Source organism: Dermabacter sp. HMSC08H10 (assembly GCF_001807585.1).
Taxonomy (GTDB): Bacteria; Actinomycetota; Actinomycetes; order Actinomycetales; family Dermabacteraceae; genus Dermabacter; species Dermabacter hominis.
In genome coordinates this window covers 1-19,279 of sequence record NZ_KV789415.1, presented here as the reverse complement: position 1 = coordinate 19,279, position 19,279 = coordinate 1, and the positions used below count along the sequence as shown (strand labels likewise).

The window sequence follows — 19,279 nt, the reverse complement described above, 5'->3', positions numbered from 1 at the left end:
CTGCCTGGCTAAGAACCGCAGCCATCGACGCGATACAGGAAGGCGTTTCCTCGCCGGTACACGATCGTGAGCCCCTTGGTTTTTTGGAGGTGCGTCAAACCCGGGCGTTGAATGCCCGCAGAGTTGACGTTGTGGCCCTCGAAGCGGATGACGTAGGGGGCGCCAACGTCGCGAAGCGCCATGCAGACCTCGGGATTGGTGTCGATCTCGTTGAGGTGGTCCCTCACGTAGATGGAGGAGGGGTCTGAGTCGTAACTGCCCATGTGGCGACCCGTCACGTTGATTCCGGTGAAGGCATAGATAAGGCCCTCACCGTGCCAAGAGTCCGTCCAGACCACGGCATCCTCCGGGAGATGACGCGGGAGAGATTCGATGAAGAACATCTCCTGGGTGTTAACGGTGTTGGATGTACTCGTCACTGAGTAGAAACGCTCCATCCCGTCGATTTTGGCGTCCATGGTCGGGGTTGCTTGCGTTGCGAACACCGTTCCGAGAGCCACGAGTGCTGAAGCTGACGCCGCCACGAGGTGCGAATAGTGGATCCTCCCGCGGAGTCGGTAAACGAGAGTGGTGGCAAGGGCGGCGAGATACCCGAGCCCCGCTATGGCGAGAGGTACTGTAGTGAGCCCAAGCAGTCCGTAAAGACGCTCGGGATCGGAGTACCATACCCCGACGAGCGCGGTTCTCAACGGACCACGAGAGAATGATGCAGCAACGACATAGAGAGCTGCGCTGATTCCCCAGAAAACGATAAGTGGGTAAATCGAGCGGCGAACAGCTGCCCAGAGACCGGTGAGCACAAGAAACCCCACCGCCCACTGTGTCACACCGTAAATAGGGTGGTGGATGATCGTCGTGCCAATCGCTTGCGTCACCGTGAGATCCGGGGCCCAAGTATCCGCTGAAGAGCCGGAAGGGCGGAGCCGCGCCCATGCCTCTACCGTTGCGACACAAAGGGCCAAAGTAAGGACGCCTCGAAGAGCAGCACTTTTCCACTGCCTGGAGACCACGGCGCGTCCGGAATGGAGAAGTGCATACGCACAGCAAAAGAGCATGACGACGAGCGCGGCGGTGGGGTGCGCTAGAGCTGTGCCGAACGAACCAAGGACGCCGCTCACGACGATGAACGGCACGTCTTTACTGCGACGGGCAAGACCATTGACGAGGGTGATGAAAAGCGCGACGAGGGCTGGAACGAGGCAGTAGCCGAGAAAATTAGGGTACAACACCCCGAAGTCCAAGAAGTGAAAAGGAAACGCGGGTATGGCTGCAAGAGCGACTCCACCGGGCAGCACTGCGTACTTGAGTAAGTCACGTGGAAGGGTGACCCGCATAAGAGCGGCTATGCTGGCTGGCCATACGAACAACAGAACCGCGATAATCGCGGCATTCGTGCCGAGCGATACGTGAACGGACTGAACTGAGCTGAGGGCCAGGGAGGCAATGTCGTGCCAGGCCGCAGGGTAGAACTGCGATGGTGAATCGGGAGTGATGTGTTCTTGAAGCGTCAAGCTCGAAGCGCGACCTGTATCGAGAATGCCGCGAATCGCGTTCAAGTGAAAAACGTTGTCGTATTGCTGGCCGAAGGCGTACGGCGTTTGTAAAAAGTTGCGGACGTGGCGCAGCATTAGTGCCCAGTAACCCACGGTTGCGACCGCGAGCATTGCCGGCATGGATGTGAGCGCATGGCCGATTTTTGAGAGTGTTAATTTTGCGTTCGCGTCGGTATTGTCTGGCACGGCGCGCCGACGGGAAACCATGTCTGCGCGGTGAGAGTGGTGTCCCTTTCCGCGACGACCGCCCCTGTACTGACGAATCAACCAGGGCGTCCATGAAATCGCGCACAGCACCACGGTTGCCAAAAGGACGGGGAGCGGCCCCCACTTTATCCCGACACTCTGGGCGCCGATCGCGGTGAGAACGATGATGCCCACGGACACGAGTGGTGCAAAAAGAACTTTCGATACCCAGTCCGAACGCCACCCCGAGACGGCGAGAATACCCGGCACGGTCACCCACAAGCACGCGAAAACCGCGGGGAGGATTAAAGGTTGCCAGGTCATGTGCCGCCTTGAAGTGAAAACTGAGCGCTATGGGTGAAAGAAGTACCTCACGAGAGTACATGGAAAACGGTGCGCTTCGCCTGGCGCTGGGTCTTCGTGCCAATCATGGCAGTAAACGGCTAGGTCCCCTCACCGTCGGAACCCGCCTTGCCCGCGCCCTCGCCGAGCGGAATCTCGAGCTCTTCGAAGCGGGCTGTCACCTCCTTCGCGATCCCGCTTGTGAAGACGCGAGTGAGGTGGTTGTCGTCCATGTACACGTAGGCGTTGCCTTGAATGGGGGCGCAGTGCCCGTCCGGGCAGATCAGGTCGCTGATATCCATGCGGAAAACCCTGGCCCCGCCCGCGCCGCTCATGTTGTCGAGCACCTCGCTCGGGTCGGTCGATGCGAGCTTGGTGCTGAGGTCAGCGCCGCATGCTTGATCGGCGAGCTCCGGGGTGCCGCCTGCGTCAATAACGGCTTCGGCGCACGTGTAGAGGCTCGTTGGCCAGCGCGGCGCATCGCGGATGGCGAGAACATTGACGCCTTTATCGAGGACAGTCTGGACCCCTTCGCGTGTGCCCGGTGGGACGGTTTCCTCCGTCCCGGTCGGGGTCGCCGCGGTCGACGTCATGAGCACGAGATCGGGGTGGTGGGTATCGATGGCTTTCATAACCTGGTCGAAGTAACCCTTGCAGTATTCGCCGTCACCCAGCATGGAGTCTTCGCGAAATGGGCACGCGTTCTTGGTGAAGTTGATGATCTGCCAGTTCTTGGCCTTCGCTTTGTCGAGGATTGTGGGGATGAACTGGCGTGAGTGAGACGAGCCGACGACGAGTACGGTCGCGCTGGCTTTGGAGCCGAGGGGCCGGAGGGTTTCGCACGGAATATCCTTTGTGGCGACGAGCACTCCCGAGGGGTCATCGCACAGGTGTGGAAGGTTCGGCCACTGGCCGTCCAGCTCGAAGCCCTTCGGACTGAGGGTATCCGGGTTGAAGGTCGCCGTGAGGGCGTTCGAGTTCTTGGTTGCCCCGGCGGTGATGGGGGCCGACGTTTGCTGGCTCGCAAGGTAGCCACGCAGCCCGAGAGCACCGCCAAGAACGAGCGCGAGGCACGTACCGATCACCGTGAGGGAGCGCCACCACGGGGCGGTCTTCCACGCGGGCTTGCGGAAGCGTGAATCGACGATCGTCGAGAGGACCCACGCGAGGGCCATGCTCCCGAGGATGACGATGAGGCCGTCGAGGGCGCCTGCGCGCTTTTGTCCGGAGTGCGCGAGCCACAGGATGAGGATCGGCCAATGGACGAGGTAGAGGCTGTAGGAACTCGACGCGAGTGCCCGAGGGAGCTTCATCGTGAGAACGCGGTCGAATCCCCACGAGGTTCCGGAATAGCCGGCGACGATGATGAGGCCCGCGCCTGTGAGCGGCCACAGGGCGATCCAGCCGGGGAAGAGCCCCTGGACGTTGAGCACGATCCCAAGCGACACGAGGAGGGCGAAGCCGGCCCAACCGGCGAGTGCGCGCAGCGTGCGGTGGCGGGGTGCCTCGGGCGATCCGGGGCGGGCGGACCCGAGCAGACGATCGAGGGTGGGAAGGGCGAGCGCGAGCAGTGTTCCGCAAGCGACCTCCCACGCGCGCGCGGGCGTGGAGAAGTAGGCTGCCGACTGGTGCGTTGCCGTGTAGTAGATCGAGAACACGAATGACGCGGCTGCGATCACGGAGAAGAATCCGAAGGCTACGCGGCGCGGATGCGCGCTCTTCCTCGCGGCAAACTTAGCGGCGATGAACAGGAGCGGCCACGTGAGGAACACCTGCCCCTGGAGCGAGAGCGACCAGAAGTGCTGCAGCGGCGAGGCGGCCGAGGCATCAAGCGCGTAGTAGTCAACGCTCGTGATCGACAACCAAATGTTTTGGACGTAGGTCGCGGACGCAATCGCGTGTGAGATCACGGTTTGCCACGAGGATTCGGGCAGAATCAGGAAGCTGCCGAGGAGGGTGCCGAGGATTGCGATGGTAGCGGGCGGCATGAGCCTCGTGAAGGTCCGCAGCCAGTACCGCACCGGCCCGAAGGGCTTGCGTGCATCGAGACGCCGCGCAAACGAGGAGCCGAGGAGAAACGCGGAGATGAAAAGAAAGACGTCGACCCCACCGGAAACACGCCCAAGCCACACGTGGTAGATCACGATCATGAGCACGCTGACGGCGCGAAGGCCCTCGATTTCGGGGCGGAAGTGCGAGGGCTTGGATGCTTTCGCGGGAGTGGTCTGGGGGCGAGTGTCAGGGGCGGGGGAGTCCGACGCTTGCTCGGCAACCTGGGGTTCCTGGTACCACACGAACGGCTCGCCGGTGTCTTCGGCGGCGCCCCACGCGGCGATATCTTCGCTTTCGCGTTCTTCGGCTTCCTGCACCCACGAGAAGTCGTCGACGGTCTCGAGCGCGGATTCTTGCGCGTCTTGAACGAAATCCTCAAGCGAGAAGCTGGGGGCGTCTTCGCCCGGTGAATGGGCACGGTGCCCGCGTGCGTTCGCCATGTGCCCTTCCAGAGGAGTAATTGTGGAACGGTACAGCACTTTACCGGGTGCGGGCGGCGGTGCCACCTCTCGCCGCGTCGACTGCGGGCGCGGGGTCGTGGGAAAATAGCGGAATGAGCACGAGCGAAAAGGAAGGCGCGGGGTTTGATATTGCCGCGCGTCACGGAGAGAAGGCCCGCGCGGGCGTGATCCACACTCCGCATGGCGACATTCACACCCCGGCGTTTATCCCGGTCGGCACGAAGGCGACCGTTAAGTCGGTTCTTCCTGAGTCAATGGCACAGCTGGGCGCGCAGGCGATCCTCGCGAATGCCTACCACCTGTATCTCCAGCCGGGCCACGACCTCATTGATGAGGCAGGTGGGTTCGGCGCATTCATGAACTGGGATGGCCCCACGTACACCGACTCGGGCGGCTTCCAGGTCATGAGTCTCGGTGCCGGTTTTCAAAAGGTGCTCTCCGAATCCTTCGCGGGCAGCGACCGCGCGAGCACGCCCGACGGCACGGACCACGCAACCAAGAAGGGCAAGGAGCGCCTCGCCCACGTGGACGACGATGGCGTGAATTTTCGCAGCTTCATCGATGGTTCCGAACATCGGTTCACACCGGAGTTCTCGATGCAGATCCAGCATTCACTCGGCGCGGACATCATGTTTGCGTTCGATGAGCTCACGACCCTCATGAACTCTCGCGGCTATCAGGAGAAGGCACTTGAGCGCACGAGACTCTGGGCTGAGCGGTGCATCGCCGAGCACAAGCGGCTTACCGAAGAGCGCGAGGGCAAACCCTACCAGATGCTGTGGGGCGTCATTCAGGGCGCGCAGTACGAGGATCTTCGGCGCAAGGCTGCGCGGGACCTCGGCGCAATGACCGTCGATGATTGGCAGTTCGACGGCTTCGGCATCGGCGGTGCACTCGAGAAAGAGAACCTCTCCACGATCGTCGGCTGGGTCACCGATGAACTCCCCGAGGAGAAACCTCGCCACCTTCTTGGCCTTTCGGAGATGGACGACCTCTTCGCGGGCATCGCCGCGGGCGCCGACACGTTCGACTGCGTCTCTCCCTCGCGCGTCGCGCGCAACAGCGCCGTGTACACCGCTCGAGGGCGGGTGAACCTCACGGGCGCGAAGTACCGCACTCAATTCGCGCCGATCGACGACGACTGCGATTGCTACACGTGCACCCACTACACGGCCGCCTACATTCACCATCTGTTCAAGGCGAAGGAGATGCTTTCCTCGACCCTGTGCACGATCCACAACGAGCGCTTTGTTGTGCGCCTCGTCCAGGAGATTCGCGCAGCTATTCTCAGCGGCGATTTTGAAGCGCTTCGCGAGGAGCGCACGGGCGCCTACTACGGCGAGTACCGCTAGGCCGTACCCGGCTTCGATAGTGTTGAGGCGTGAGTGTGAGCGATCTTCAAACCTTCGGCGGGCATAGCGCGAACGAGCGCGCCGAGGCTTACGAGCGGCTTCGCCGCATGTCCACGTGGCGGCTTCTATCCGCCACGAAGGCGCCCGCGACCCTCGCGATTTTGCAGACGGTTTTCCCCGCGGGCGACCGTCGGCTCGACCGCTCCGAGCTCGTGGCCCGCGTAGCGAGCCACCTCGACCTCCTGCGAGGCGACGAGGATGTTCAACGCGGCGCTTCGGAGTATGTCGACTCGTGGGTGCGCGAGGGCTATCTCACGCGACGCGACGACCCCACGACGGTCGAAACGACCTTCGAACTGTCGGTGTCCACCGTGGAGGCGATCGGTTTCATTTCGTCCCTCGAGGAGCATCGCCCCACGACGACGGAATCCCGCCTCACGCTCGTCATGCAGCAGTTTGAGCGGCTTGCCGAGGACACCGAAGGCGATCGAGATGTGCGCCTTCGCGGACTCCAGCTTCGCCGCGCGCAGATCGAAAGGGAGATCCAGGCGCTGAGCGAGGGCGAACTCATGCTCCCGCCGGCCGAGCATTCCGCGGAGCGACTTCGCGACATTCTCCAGGTCGCCGACGAGCTGAGCGGAGACTTCCTTCAGTACCGCGAGGACCTTCGCGCCGTTGACCTGCATCTTCGTGAGCAGATCCTTTCGCCCGAAGGCTCGCGCGGCGAAATCCTCGAGCAGCTCCTCGCGGGCGATGACCTCCTCGGTCAATCCAAGGTGGGCAAGACCTTCACGGCGTTCTTCAGGATGCTCAATGACCCCAAACAAAACGAGCGAGCCCAGGACCTCGTGGATCGCCTCCTTTCGCGCGACTTTACGCGCACTCTTACGCGCCGCGAACGCGACCGCCTCGCGAACGTCTTCAGCGACCTGTACGAGCCCGCGCAAGAGGTCCTCGACGTCAAGACCGAGCTGTATCGCTCGCTTGCGCGTTTTGTGCGCAGCCAGGACTTCCGCCAGCACCGCGTCCTTCTCGACCTTCTTCAAGAGGCACAGGGCATTGCACTCGCGCAAAAAGACAGCGTGAGCCATCGCAAGGCCGAAGAGGTCGATCTGGGGCTCTCGCGCGCGCAGATGGGCTCTGTCGCTCAGCACCTTCTCAAGGATCCGAGTGATCCCGGCGTGCCGCCAGAGGCTGAGGTCCACGACGCCTCGCGTCTCAGCGTCGAGGTTCTGGATGAGCTTGTCCGCACGAACGACATTGACCTCGTGGGGCTCACATCGTCCGTGAACGAGGTCGTTCACGCGAAAGGTCAGGCGAGCATCGGGCAGGTCGTTCGCGAACAGGGAGCACCGCAGGGGCTTGCGAGCGTCATCGGCCTCATGTTTCTCGCAACGGCACACGCGAACGCTCGCGAGGGGGACACGGAGATCGTGCGCTGGCGCGAAGATTCCCTCGAGGCAGGTGGCACGGACTACGCAGCGCGCGTGCCCGCGTTCTTCTTCCTCAGCGAGGTACCGGAGCCATAGTGGGCTCGACTGGAGGCGCGGCGCCTCGTTGCCGCGCTCCCGCGACGGCGATACCCGCGAGCGGCATCACGAGGAATCGCACCGAATCGATCACGAATGGCACGAAAATCAACAGCAGGTTGAACCGGGGAAGTTGGTCGCGAAGCGACTCAGGATCCGGTGAAAAAGCGACAACCACCGGGGCGAGGACCAGGGCCCAGATTGCCGCGCTCACGAGTGCGCCTGCGAGAAAAAGGAGCGCCGCGATCGCCCCGAATCGGGCGGCTCCCTTTGAGGGGCAGCGTTTAAGGGCGCGAACGATGGCGGGGGTGGCCGCGAAGACGAGCATATTCGCCGTCAGCGCCGACACGACGCACACGAGGACCGAGCGGAAAACGGTATACGTGAGGGTGTTCACGCCTCGGAAGGCCGGCATCGTGTTCGGCGGGTCCTCGATGAAGATGGGAAACGCCAAGAGGGCGAGTGCCACGCCGGGCGCGAGAACGAGAAGGGCGGCCGCGATAGACGTCATCAGAACCCACACGCGAGCGGGAGCGCGATGAGTGTCGCCTGTATACGCGTGAACCGGAGCGATCACGGCGCCTCCTCGAGCGCGGAGGGTTTGACGAGGTACACCCGAATGCTCGCGAAGAAGAGATACACGAACCTGGCGATGTCGAGGATCGGTGGGATGGCGAAGGCAGCGGTCACGAAAGGCACAGCGACGTTCCGTGCGCTCTCGTTGTTTGAAGTTGCCGCGTCGAGCACATTTATCATCACGAGGTAGAGGACGAGGAGCACGACGAAACTGAGAAACGCGATAACGGGGCCCACCACGAAGTAGATGAGCGAGCGAATGTTAGTCCGGAAAACCTTGCGTGTGCACCGCTTGAGAGCCGTGAGCGCAAACGGGAACGAGAACAGAGCGAGAAGGTTCGTGCCGACTAGCCAGCAGACGATGAGGACAGCGAGCGATTTCAGGCTCTCCACGAGCGAGTCGAACTGCATCGCGTAGGTGCCCACATCATTTGGACCCTGAGGCGATGGTGAAGGGGACCCGCTTAACAGGAAAAAAATGATAATCGGCAGTACGGGGATCATGGCCAGTGCGAGACCGCTGAACAGCATCCATAGCGCAGCGGGGCGTCGGTGTGAGGGGGGTGCAGGCACCGTCACGCTACCTCCCTGGGCTCATTGAAGGTGACGTACACAACCTTACGGCACGCGCGCGGGGTGGGGGAGGCAGACGGTTACCGCGCTCAAGCAGAGCCGGTGGGGTCAGAGCGTGGATCAGCGGAGTAAACGATGACCCCCGCAAACGACAGGACGGCGAATCGCACAAGATCGATGGCGAGCGGGACAGCGAATGTTCCAAAGACGAGCAAAGCTCTGAGCCCTTCCCACTCGGCCCTCACCGCGCCTGTGGCGGGATTGCTGGAGACCTCGGTCGGGAGGGTCAAGGAGAGGGCGACCATGGCGGCTGCGCTCAGAACGGCGAGGAGCGGCCCGAGGATGAAGACGATAATCGCCGTGAGAGCAAAACCGGTGCGCGCCGCACCTTCGCACCGCGTCAGTGCCACGATCGCAAACGGGACCGCAGTAAGCCCGGCGAAGTTCCCTGCGCCGAAGAACACGCCGAACACGAAGAGAAACGCGGCGGTGCGCGAGAGGAGTTCCTCGAGCCCGGCCAGCGGGCTGCTGTCCCCAGGAGACTCGGGGGCGACAGGCACGAGCCACATCGCGCCAGGGGCGAGGAACGGCCCCAAAACGACACAGACGAGAGCGATCGTTGCAAGAATGACCCAAATCCTCGCGGGGCTGCGATGGTTGTTGGCTAAAAGCGAGGGTAGGGACACGGCGGCTCCTTCGAGTGAGGTGAGCGGACGTAGTCAACCTATGAACTCAGACGCGGGCCAGATAGAGGGGGGTTGAAAATTGTGGATAACTCTTGTGCGGCCGGTAGGCTTGAGGGCGTGGAAAATGAGAAGGGCCCGCGCATGCGTGAACACGAGGAAGCCGCCACCGACGGTCGCACTGCTCCGGAGGCAACGCCGAGCACTGACCGCGACGAATGGGCGCTCGCAAGCGACGACGAAGACCTCACCTACGCCGGCTCCACAGGGGGAGCGCTCGTCGAGGACTCCCGCCGCGTTCTCGTTGCCCTGCTTCAAGGGCCCTACCTGGACGGTCGACGCGACCCCCAGCGCTACGGCCAGCTCCTTCGCGATCGCGCCTACATCGAGCAGCGCCTCGCCGATATGTTCCTGGAACTTGTTCTCGACGACGACGCGCAGGTCGCATTCGTGCGCCAGAGCGAGGACGACCCCGATGCCCCGAAGCTTCTGCGTCGACTCACGGGCCTCAACCGACTCGACACCGTCCTCCTCCTCGTGCTGCGTCAGCACCTCCTTACGCAGTCCTCGCGCGGCCAGCGCGCCGTTGTGAGCGAGGCGGAGCTCATCGCCAACATCGCCCCGTATCGGCGCTCGACCTCGACCGATGAAGCCGGCTTCACGAAGGACATCCGGGCCTCAATCGCAAAAATTCAGCGCGCGGGCCTCCTCGAGGAACAGGGTGACTCGTTCGAGGTTTCCCCCGTTCTCAAACTCATGATCAACCCCGATACGGCGCGCACCTTTATCGACCTCTACGAGCGCGCGGGCGACGACATCACGGGCGCAGCCAGTGCGCTCGACAACCCCGGAGCCACGAACGAAGGGCAGGCGAAGTGAGCAACACGACCGGCGAAGTGCCCCTCAGCGACGTGCACAACACCCTCGACGGCTTGGGCGAAGCAGGCGTCCGAACCGCCCCCGAAAACCCCCGCCGCGAGCCGAGCGACCCCGAGCACCCGCACCCGGGCCAATGGCGCCTCAACCACGTGCAGCTGAGCAACTGGGGAACCTTCCACGGCACCCACGACCTCGAGATTAGTTCGAAGGGCTACTTCCTCACGGGTGGTCCCGGCACCGGCAAGTCCACGTTGCTCGACGCGATCAGCGCGCTCTTGACACCACCTCGTGCGCTCCACTTCAACGCCGCGGCCTCCGACGCCGGGCCGCGCAGCACGAAGTACCGCCGCACCGTCGCGAGCTACGTACGCGGTGCGTGGGCGATGCACTACGACCCCGCAACCGGCGAATTCAGCCAGGAAGTTCTGCGGGAGAACACGACACTCAGCGTCGTGAGCCTTCGCTTCGGCAACGGACTTGGGGAAACCCTCCAGCTCACACGCATGTTCTTGCTTCAATCCGGGCACAGCGCGGATTCTGACGTCAAGAGTCTTTACGTCATCTCCTCGAAATCCTACAACGTGAGCGAACTGCGTCCATTTGTGGGCACGAGCATCGAGGGCCGCGAACTCGAAAAGACCCTCGAGGGCACCGAAACCTTCCGCCAGTTCCGCGAGTACCGCGCGCGCTTCAGCCAGATCCTTGGGATCCCCGACGAAAAAGCGCTCGGCTTGCTCCACAAAATCCAATCAGCGAAGGAGCTCGGCGACGTCAACGCGCTCCTTCGCGACTACATGCTCGACGAGCCCCGCACGTTCGACCTCGCCGATCAGGCACTCGCAAACTTCCAGAACCTTTCCGAGGTGTATGACGCGCTCGTGACCGCGCGCGAGCAACGCGACGTTCTCACGGGCCTCAAGAATGCCGACCAGGTATGGCGCGAAGCTCGCTCTCGCGGAAGTGAACTCGTCGACCGCCGAAACGACATTGACGTGTTCGCCGCGAGCCACCTGGTGCGGCTTCTCGCCGATGAAAAAGACCGGCTGGTGCGCGACCAGGACCGCCTCCGTGCGCACCGCAACCGTCTCTCGCAAGACATTTCCGACGCCCGCGGCGACCTTGCTCAACTCAAAGAGCAGCGCAAGAGTGCAGGTGGCGGTGAGATCGATGACTGGAAGAAGCAGATCGCGGGCCTCGAGGTTGAGCGCGACCGCCGTCGCGAACGCGCGACCGAATTCTCGGGACAGCTCGCGCTCGCGGGCCTGCACACCCCCTCGAACGAAGAAACCTTCACGCAAACCCAGCGCGAGGTCGCGAAGCTGCGGGCCGCACTCGAGGACGACGAAAAGAACGAGGCACAAACCCAGTGGGAAGCCGAGGCCAAGGTCCGCGAGCACGCGCACGCTCTCGAAACGACCCGCCAGGAACTCGCCTCTCTCACGACGCGCGCCTCGAACCTCCACTCGGATGACGTCGCGCTTCGCGATCTCCTCGCTGAACGCACTGGCGTAGCGCCAACCGACCTGCCGTTCGCCGCCGAGCTGCTGCAAGTGCGCGCGGGAGAGGAAGAATGGACGGCCGCCGCCGAGCAGGCGCTGCGCGGCCTCGCCCGCTCGATCCTCGTGCCCGAACGGGCCTACCGCGCTTTCGCGCGCGAGATCGACGGTATGAAACTGCGGCGGCGCGTGTCCTATAACCGCATCAACACGAACGTCAAAACCGCCCCCAAGAAACTCGATGCGCGCGCGCTCGGGGCGAAGATCGAGATCCGCGAAGGCGAGTTCCACGAGTGGCTCTCGAACGAAGTTGCCTTGCGTATGGACTACCTGTGCGCCGAAAACCTCGATGAGTTCACCAAGCATCCTCGAGCGGTATTGCGCTCCGGCCAGATCAAGCACTCCGCGACACGCCACGAGAAAAACGCTGAGCGGCAGATCAACGACCGCTCCAATTGGGTGCTCGGTTTCGATAATCGCGCGAAGCGCGCCGTGTTCGAAGCGGAGCGTACACGCGCTGAACAGGCCCTGTTCGAGGCGCAGGCCCGGCGCCGCGATCTCGAAAAGGAAGCCCAGACCCGTCGCGAAAAGCTCTTCGCGCTTCAGGCGATCCAGGCCGTGACGTGGGACGACGTGGATGCCGCGAGTGTCGCTCGCCGCATTGCCAACCTCGAGGACATGGTGCGTGCAGCCGAGGACGGCTCCAGCGCCCTTACAGAAATTGCGCGGCAGATCGATCAGGTCGAAATGTCGATCAGCGAAGGCGATGAGGAGCTTCTCGAGATCGTGGGCCAGCTTGGTCGCGTCAACGAGCAGCTCGATCAGATCAGCGAACGCCACCTCCAGGCCGAAGCCCAGCTCGAAGAGCGCACGCTCTCACCGGAAACGACGACCGACCTCGAGGAGCGCTTCCGCGCAATCGCACCCACACTGCTCATCTCCAACATCGACCAGGTGACGCGCGATGCCTCCGCAACACTCGATGCGGAACTGATGGCGCTCACGAAGAAAACCGCGCGCACTGAAGAAGATATGCGCACGGCCATGCGCGAGTTCACGCGGCGCTGGCCCGCGGGCGGTGCTGATGTCGACACCTCGCTCGAAGCCGCCCCCGAGTACCTCGCGATCCTTCGCGGCATCGAAGAGGAAAAGCTTCCCGAAGTCGAGGACCGCTTCTTCGAATTCTTTACCTCGAACACCCTCGGCGACGTGCAGGCTCTCGCGACAGCGATCGCGCGCGAGCCCGCCCAAATCCGCAAGCGCCTCGCGAAAATCAACGAGTTGCTCGCGCAAGTCGAATTCCACGAAGGGCGCTATCTCCAACTGTCGATGCGACCCGTGCACCTCGCCGCGCTCGACGAGTTCAAGCGCGCGCTCAACGAGGCAACGAGCTCAAGTCTCGAAAACGACCTCACGCTGGACCGAGACAAAGCGGAAGAACGCTTCCTCGCGCTCCAAAACCTCATGGACATCATCACGAAGGCCCGCACACGCGAAGACCTCGCCTCCAGGGCGATCCTCGACGTCCGCCGCCACGTCCACTTCCACGCCGAAGAGGTTAACGAGGCCGGCGAAGTTGTGCACGCGCACGAATCGGGCGGCCCCCTCTCGGGTGGCCAGAACGAGCGCCTGACGACGTTCTGCCTCGCTGCAGCTTTGCGCTACCAGCTCGCCGGGACCGGCGTGGATGTGCCCAGGTATGCGCCCATCATCATCGACGAGGCGTTCAGCAAGGGTGCGGGCAAGTTCATTACCGCCGCGATGGAATCCTTCCGCCACTTCGGTTTCCAGGTGATCCTCGCGAATCCTGGAAAGAATCCGCAGGCGCTCGCGCCGTTCATCGGCGGCGTAGGCGTCGTCTCGATCCGCGAGGACCGCTATTCCTCCGTGAGCCCGATCGATTTCATTCCGGCTGCGTAGCGCTTGCGGTGAGCTCCTCGAGGGCACCGAGGGGGATCGCGAGCCACTCCGGTCGGTTTTGCGATTCGTACACGGCCTCGTAGGCGGCCTTGTCGAGCTCGAACACGCGCAAGAGAACGCGCAAATCCTCCGGGTCGCCCTCGCCCCCGCGCGCGGAACGCTCGGCGAGATACGCCTCGAGGAAGGCCTCCCGCGCCTCGCGTGCCCATGCGCGTGCATCGATGCCCTCATTGAGTTCAACGTAGGCCGCTGCGTAGTCGATGCTGCGCAGGATCCCCGCGACGTCCCGGCAGGGAGAATCGACCTTCACGCGCTCCGCCATGGGGCGCAGCGGCTCGCCCTCGAAGTCGAGAAACACCCAACCCTCGCTCGGTGAATTGAGGACTTGCCCGAGATGGAGATCGCCGTGGATTCGTTGGAACGGCGGCCACGAGATCCTTAAGGCCTGCGTGTAGAGAGCGTTTGCGGCGTCGGTGAATTCCTCGAGTGCCGGGAGCGTCTCCACGTGGTGTGCGAAACGGCGCTTCATCGACTCGAGGGTGAGCGCGAGCGTATTGGTGCTCACGCGATCGGTGGGCAGGGCGCGCGCGAGATCCGTGTGGATCTGTGCGAGGGCAGTGCCGAGGCCCGACGCCTGCTCGGAAAAATCGATGCCTTGGGCGGCAGCGATGAGGGCCTCGCGCCAGGCATCTTGCACATTCGGCAGGAACCGGTTGAGCAAGGCGACGTCGGAGCTGCCCAGAGCGTCGGCACCGCGCACGTACCCGAAGAATTGCGGGATCTGCGTATTGCCCTCGGATTGGAGCGCCTCTTGAAGCTCGGCGTCGGGGTTCGTGCCTTCATCGAGGTGGCGGAACAGCTTGAGGATGTACTCGCGGCCGCTTTCGGTATGAATGATGAGGGACGTGTTCGACTGCTCGCCCACGAACCTCTCGGTTGCCGTGATCGCCTTGAGGTCATCCTGTACGCGCTGCGCGGTTTCAGCGATCAGCATCGGTTCAAGCGAGAGTCCCTCGCCTGAAGCCCCTTCGAAAAGGGCGCGCGCGAGAAGCGCGCGAGCACGATCAATCCCGGTGGCGTCATACACGTTGTGCTGCCCCACGGGAGTGTCGACCTGCGTGATGAGACTGTCGAGCTCACCATCGTCGACTCGACCGTCCTTGTTCCAGGCCACGGGCAAAGCGAAGCGCACGCCATCACCTGCACCGAGTGCGACAAACGACACCACGAGATGATCGTCCTCGGCAAGACGAGTCCAGCCGGCAATCTGAAGCTCGGGAGCGGTGCCGTGCACACCGCCGTACCAGCGCTGTCCCATGATGAAACGCGAGGCATCCTCGAGGAACTTTTCGCGGCGAAAGTGATCGGAAAACACGATGCTGAGCATGGGACTCCCTACGCTGGGATACTTGGGCCCTTTTAGACTAACGCCGCTGGTAGTGTGGCGGGTGAATTCGAGGCATTCGTGGGAAGGAGAATCGTGCGAAAGGAGTCGATTCTCCGCCGCACCCTGGCGCGCACCGCAGCGTGCGCGCTCGTGCTTGCGGCAACCGTCGGACCAGCCCTTGCTCCTGTGCCCCACGCCCCTGGCGCCGCATCCCTCGTTCCCGCGGCGCACGCAGTCGGTGAAGACGGTCCCTTCACGCTCCCCACGAACCCGAACGCGCTTACGCAAGAAGCGACGCTCGGCGATGAAGGAGTTTTCGACCTGTTCCTCATGGTGTCATCAGATGATCTCGCAACTCTCGATAGTGACTCGATGACGCTCCTCGGGACGGCCGACTCTCCCGAGGCAAAACCTACGCGCGGTGGCAAGAAGCTCTCCCTTGATGGGGTAGGAGAATGGACAATTCAGGACACGCGGGTGAGGTTCACGCCGACGGACCCCAAAACCGGTGGCTCCCACAGCGTGAAGTTCTCGGTACGTTCGAAGGCCGGCTACGAATCCGCACCCGTCACCCTGACCGTGACCTATCCCGGTATTCCGAGCGTGAGCGCACGCGCCGCGGAAGGCAAAAAAGTAACGATCCCCTTAGCTATCGACGGCACGGGTGTGGACCCCGCCACGCTTGCCTTCACGCTCGAGGGGCTCCCCGCGGGCAGCACGCTCGTCGAAGGCGGCACGCGTCTCATCGTCCCCGATGAAGGAACGTGGGTCCTCGCAACCGACGGCCACCCGAGTGTCACCTTTACCCCTCGACGCGAAAGACTCGGAGCCCAACCACGACCCGTGACGCTTGAAGGGCGCGACCAGAAAACGCACCCCGCCGCGAGGGGCACGGTGACCGTGAATACTCCTTCGATCAGGGACATCACGCGCGCAGCGGGCTACGGCCAACCGGTCGTTTTCGAACTCGCGAGCGCCACGTCACACGTGGATCCTTCGACGCTTAAATTAGCCCCCTTCGGCGGTGAAACCTCCTACTACACTTCCGGTGACGGTCTTTCGGTGACCGTTGCTGACCAAGGCACGTGGGTTCTGGACCGATCAGCACAAACGCTCACGTTCACGCCCTTGAGTGACCGGGTGCGAGACGTGACGCCGATGGGAGTGACGGCAGCGGACAGCGAAGGCAACACCTCCTCGGTTGCCCCCATGAACGTGGGCTACCCCCAAGTTGGTGCACGCTATACGGCCGTGAAGTGGGGGCAGGCTGCAATGTTCACCCCGCTCGACGGTTCCCTCAACGTCCAGCCTTCAACATTCGCCTTCAGCGACCACGAGATGCCCGCGGGAACGAGCCTTTCCGGTGATCGGAAGACCATGCGAGTACCGAGCGAGGGAGTGTGGAAATTCGATGCGAACGCGCGCACCGTGACGTTTACTCCCGACAGCTCCCTACGCGACTCGCCCCATGTCGCCACCTTTACGATCGATAGCGCTCTCGCTTCCAACACGACGAGCGGAACTCTCCACGCGCAATACGCGAGCGCGGTTCCCACGGCACGTGACGACGAAGCCCTCTCCAACAGTCGAGTCAACTCAGTGACCATTGACGTCCTCGGGAACGACACCCCCGCGAGCCCCGGCCAAGGGTTCGATTCCGAGACCCTCGTGCTCCACAGCGCGAGCGCGACCAACATCCAAGAACTCGTCGCAGGCTCAGGGCGCCGCCTTGAAATCCCCGAAGAGGGCGTATTCGAGGTGACGAGCGCGGGCGGCGTGCGCTTTACGCCCGCCGCCACATTCGTGGGTCGAACAACACCCATCGAGTACACGGTCGAGGACGCTTCCGGGCTCCGCACGAGCGCTCACATCGTGGTCGACGTTGAACCTCTCGTCCCCGGGTCCAGCTCCGCCCGGCGCGAAGCTGGACTCAGCGCGATCTTCGGGCGCCTCATGCCTTCCTCGAGTGCGACCTTTGCGGTCTTCGCGACGAGCACGGCGCTCCTGATCTTCACGGGAATCGTGTCCCTGTGGGTCGGCGCGCAGATGCGCCACGACCGTAAAGGCGACCGCTAGAACCCCTCAGTCGAGGATCTTGCGGGACTCGACGCCCAGGTGCGCAAGCAGAGGCTCGTGCGCGCGAATCCGCTCGCGGAGCTCCTCCACCTCGATCGACGAGCCCCACGCGTGCTGTGCGATCGCCACGAGACGAGGGAAGAGCATGTACTCGAGGTGGCGAGCAGTCGGAATGTACTGGCCGAATGCCGTTGCCTCGATGCCGAGCACGAGTGCTTCGTGCTCCTTCTTCAGTCGCTTGGGGAGGGGCTCCGCTTTGAGGACGTCCTCGAGGCTCAACTCGGGACGCGCGCCCACGGGCTCGTTCCGGCCCTGCACGCGGTCAAGGCCGAGCACCGATTCGGGCGCTGCGACCGTCTGAAAGCCGCGCGAAGCCGCAGACTTGGCGCCCTTCGGATCGCCTCCTGCAAGCACAATCGCGTCGTCGGGAATCCGTACGAGCCTCGACGAATCCCATACCGCGAGGCGCTTGCCCTTATCGCGTAGGACCTCGCCCGCGAACGTCATAAAGCGGCCAAGGATCTCGCTTTCGCGCGAATAACCCCACTCCTCGCGGCGCGTGCGCGCCTCGGCAGAGTGCTCCCACTCCGTCAGTGGGGCATCCTCGCCACCGACGTGTACGAACGGGGAATCAAAAATATCGGCGACTTGCTCGAGCACGTCGCGCACAAACTGGAAGGCCGCTTCCGATGTGCCAAGCACGTGGTTGCTCACGCCCCACGTCTCGCGCACGAGCAGCTGGCGTTCAGGGTAGTTCCCGAGAGACGGGTACGCGGCGATCGCCGCTTGGGCGTGACCTGGAAGATTCACGCCCGGCACGACGGTCACGCCGCGCGAACGCGCGTACTGCACAAGCTCACGCAGTTCCTCCTGCGTGTAGAAACCGCCGTGGCGGTCCTCCGCGAACGTATCCTCACCCTCAAACATCGGGGTTCCCTCGACAGTGCGTTCGCGCCATGCGCCAACTTCGGTGAGTCGCGGGTATCCACTCACCTCGAAGCGCCAGCCCTGATCGTCGGTGAGATTCATATGCAGGATGTTGAATCGGTACACGGCCATCACCGTGATGAGCCGCTTGAGATCCTCAACAGGCAGGAAGTGCCGCGCTGGATCAACGAGCAGGCCGCGCCATGCGAACGCAGGAGAATCGCTCAGGGTGAGCGCGGGGATGCGGTAGGTCGCCTCCGACGGTTGCTCGTGACCCACCGTTGCGGCTGCGGCGAGTTGGGACCGCACTGCCGAAAGGTGGACGATCTGCGCGAACGCATTGCGACCATCGGCGAGTGCCGCCTCGCTACCGGCAGTAATCGATGCGCCGTTCTTGTGGATCGCGATCGAGAAATCGGTGCGCGGCAGGTCCTTATTTACGCCGACCGTGACCTCGCCGAACGGGTCCGATGTTCGCCAGTCCTCAGCTGGAGAATCCCCCCAGCGAACCGACACCGGCTCGGGGATGAGGGGGAGGGGAGCGGTATTGAGCTCGGGTTTCGTGGACATGGCACTCCTGGGGTAGATCGGCGGCCCTGCGCGATGATGCACAAAGATACAGTTCAACCCTGTCACGCGGGGATAGGTGCACGCTGGAAAAGGGATGGCCGATGCCTGCCGGGAGGTGTCGGACAGAAAAACGGGCAGCCCCGAGGGGCTGCCCGCATGAACTGACCGGTGTGGCCTCGATCCTCTTCCCACGACGCAGAGCGTCAGGATCGAACCCCTCTCCCGATCAGCGGTAGGTGACGAAGATGACCTTCGATGTCCAGATATCGCGGTGGACGACCTTCTGGCGCGAACGGCTCGCGTCGACAACCTTGCCGTCGCCTGCGTAGATGCCCACGTGACCGTAGTTGTTCTGCGTGAACACGACGAGATCGCCGGGGCGAGCCTCGCTTTCCGAAATGATCGTGCCGGCGAAGGCCTGCTTGCGTGCCGTGCGAGGAATCGAGATGCCGTGTTCGCGGTACACCGTCGAGGTGAGGCCCGAGCAGTCGAGGCCGGAGGGCGACGAGCCGCCCCACACGTACGGGGTGCCGAGGTATTTCTTGGCGCTTTCGACGATCGCCTCGCCCGAGACATCAGACTGGGCCGACGTCTTCGGAGCGGGAGCAGGAGCCGCGGTGCTTGCGGCGCGCGATGTCGAGATCTCGACCTTACCCGAGTTGAGTTTGTCCCAGGTGCGGGGACCTACGACGCCGTCGACGCCGATGCCGGCCGACG

Annotated in this window: 13 protein-coding genes; 5 read left to right on the top strand and 8 right to left on the bottom strand. The window is 63.3% G+C overall.

The features are described 5' to 3' along the window. Positions 1-8: 8 nt before the first annotated feature. Together HMPREF3176_RS00565 and HMPREF3176_RS00560 are read right to left on the bottom strand one after the other, a co-directional pair. Positions 9-2,063: a DUF6541 family protein gene (locus tag HMPREF3176_RS00565; protein WP_070457387.1), complete on the bottom strand. Its 2,055-nt coding sequence runs from the start codon at positions 2,061-2,063 to the stop codon at positions 9-11. Between the two features lie 119 nt (positions 2,064-2,182). Then, on the bottom strand, positions 2,183-4,573 hold the full coding sequence (locus HMPREF3176_RS00560; RefSeq protein WP_070457385.1) for an acyltransferase family protein: 2,391 nt from the start codon (positions 4,571-4,573) through the stop codon (positions 2,183-2,185). Between the two features lie 113 nt (positions 4,574-4,686). On the opposite strand from HMPREF3176_RS00560, the gene tgt reads away from it, so the two are divergent. Both tgt and HMPREF3176_RS00550 read left to right on the top strand, forming a co-directional pair. After that, positions 4,687-5,946: a tRNA guanosine(34) transglycosylase Tgt gene (tgt, locus tag HMPREF3176_RS00555; RefSeq protein ID WP_141742306.1), complete on the top strand. Its 1,260-nt coding sequence runs from the start codon at positions 4,687-4,689 to the stop codon at positions 5,944-5,946. A 35-nt stretch (positions 5,947-5,981) separates the two neighbouring features. Continuing rightward, positions 5,982-7,475 carry a DUF3375 domain-containing protein gene (locus HMPREF3176_RS00550; RefSeq protein ID WP_070457383.1) on the top strand — a complete coding sequence of 498 codons (1,494 nt, stop codon included), beginning with the start codon at positions 5,982-5,984 and terminating at the stop codon, positions 7,473-7,475. On the opposite strand, the gene HMPREF3176_RS00545 is transcribed toward HMPREF3176_RS00550, so the two are convergent. From HMPREF3176_RS00545 to HMPREF3176_RS00535, 3 genes are all read right to left on the bottom strand, one after another. After that, positions 7,453-8,052, bottom strand: a complete 600-nt coding sequence (locus HMPREF3176_RS00545; RefSeq protein WP_070457382.1) for a hypothetical protein — start codon at positions 8,050-8,052, stop codon at positions 7,453-7,455. The two genes, HMPREF3176_RS00550 and HMPREF3176_RS00545, sit on opposite strands and share 23 nt — an antisense overlap. Then, positions 8,049-8,477 carry a hypothetical protein gene (locus tag HMPREF3176_RS00540; protein WP_070457380.1) on the bottom strand — a complete coding sequence of 143 codons (429 nt, stop codon included), beginning with the start codon at positions 8,475-8,477 and terminating at the stop codon, positions 8,049-8,051. The genes HMPREF3176_RS00545 and HMPREF3176_RS00540 overlap by 4 nt, the downstream gene beginning before the upstream one ends. 236 nt (positions 8,478-8,713) lie before the next feature. After that, positions 8,714-9,310, bottom strand: coding sequence for a hypothetical protein (locus HMPREF3176_RS00535; RefSeq protein WP_070457378.1), 597 nt, complete (start codon positions 9,308-9,310; stop codon positions 8,714-8,716). Positions 9,311-9,427: 117 nt separating this feature from the next. On the opposite strand from HMPREF3176_RS00535, the gene HMPREF3176_RS00530 reads away from it, so the two are divergent. Beyond that, on the top strand, positions 9,428-10,186 hold the full coding sequence (locus HMPREF3176_RS00530; protein ID WP_246826597.1) for a DUF4194 domain-containing protein: 759 nt from the start codon (positions 9,428-9,430) through the stop codon (positions 10,184-10,186). Further along, positions 10,183-13,602, top strand: coding sequence for an ATP-binding protein (locus HMPREF3176_RS00525; RefSeq protein WP_083286145.1), 3,420 nt, complete (start codon positions 10,183-10,185; stop codon positions 13,600-13,602). The genes HMPREF3176_RS00530 and HMPREF3176_RS00525 overlap by 4 nt, the downstream gene beginning before the upstream one ends. Here the strand turns inward: HMPREF3176_RS00525 and HMPREF3176_RS00520 are convergent. Then, positions 13,586-14,989: a phosphotransferase gene (locus HMPREF3176_RS00520; protein WP_070457376.1), complete on the bottom strand. Its 1,404-nt coding sequence runs from the start codon at positions 14,987-14,989 to the stop codon at positions 13,586-13,588. The genes HMPREF3176_RS00525 and HMPREF3176_RS00520 overlap by 17 nt on opposite strands. 93 nt (positions 14,990-15,082) lie before the next feature. On the opposite strand from HMPREF3176_RS00520, the gene HMPREF3176_RS00515 reads away from it, so the two are divergent. Beyond that, on the top strand, positions 15,083-17,065 hold the full coding sequence (locus tag HMPREF3176_RS00515; protein WP_070457374.1) for an Ig-like domain-containing protein: 1,983 nt from the start codon (positions 15,083-15,085) through the stop codon (positions 17,063-17,065). 6 nt (positions 17,066-17,071) lie between these two features. On the opposite strand, the gene HMPREF3176_RS00510 is transcribed toward HMPREF3176_RS00515, so the two are convergent. Both HMPREF3176_RS00510 and HMPREF3176_RS00505 read right to left on the bottom strand, forming a co-directional pair. Continuing rightward, the gene (locus HMPREF3176_RS00510) at positions 17,072-18,562 is read right to left on the bottom strand and encodes a beta-N-acetylhexosaminidase (RefSeq protein WP_070457373.1); all 1,491 of its coding nucleotides are present in this window, start codon (positions 18,560-18,562) and stop codon (positions 17,072-17,074) included. A gap of 226 nt (positions 18,563-18,788) precedes the next feature. After that, on the bottom strand, positions 18,789-19,279 hold a 491-nt coding region (locus HMPREF3176_RS00505), incomplete at its 5' end, for a C40 family peptidase (protein WP_141742304.1).

Bases quoted from the DNA above. Each gene is read 5' to 3' on its own strand.
- HMPREF3176_RS00560 (WP_070457385.1), bottom strand. From the start codon at position 4,573: ATGGCGAACGCACGCGGGCACCGTGCCCATTCACCGGGCGAAGACGCC.
- HMPREF3176_RS00565 (WP_070457387.1), bottom strand. From the start codon at position 2,063: ATGACCTGGCAACCTTTAATCCTCCCCGCGGTTTTCGCGTGCTTGTGG.
- HMPREF3176_RS00510 (WP_070457373.1), bottom strand. From the start codon at position 18,562: ATGTCCACGAAACCCGAGCTCAATACCGCTCCCCTCCCCCTCATCCCC.
- tgt (WP_141742306.1), top strand. From the start codon at position 4,687: ATGAGCACGAGCGAAAAGGAAGGCGCGGGGTTTGATATTGCCGCGCGT.
- HMPREF3176_RS00520 (WP_070457376.1), bottom strand. From the start codon at position 14,989: ATGCTCAGCATCGTGTTTTCCGATCACTTTCGCCGCGAAAAGTTCCTC.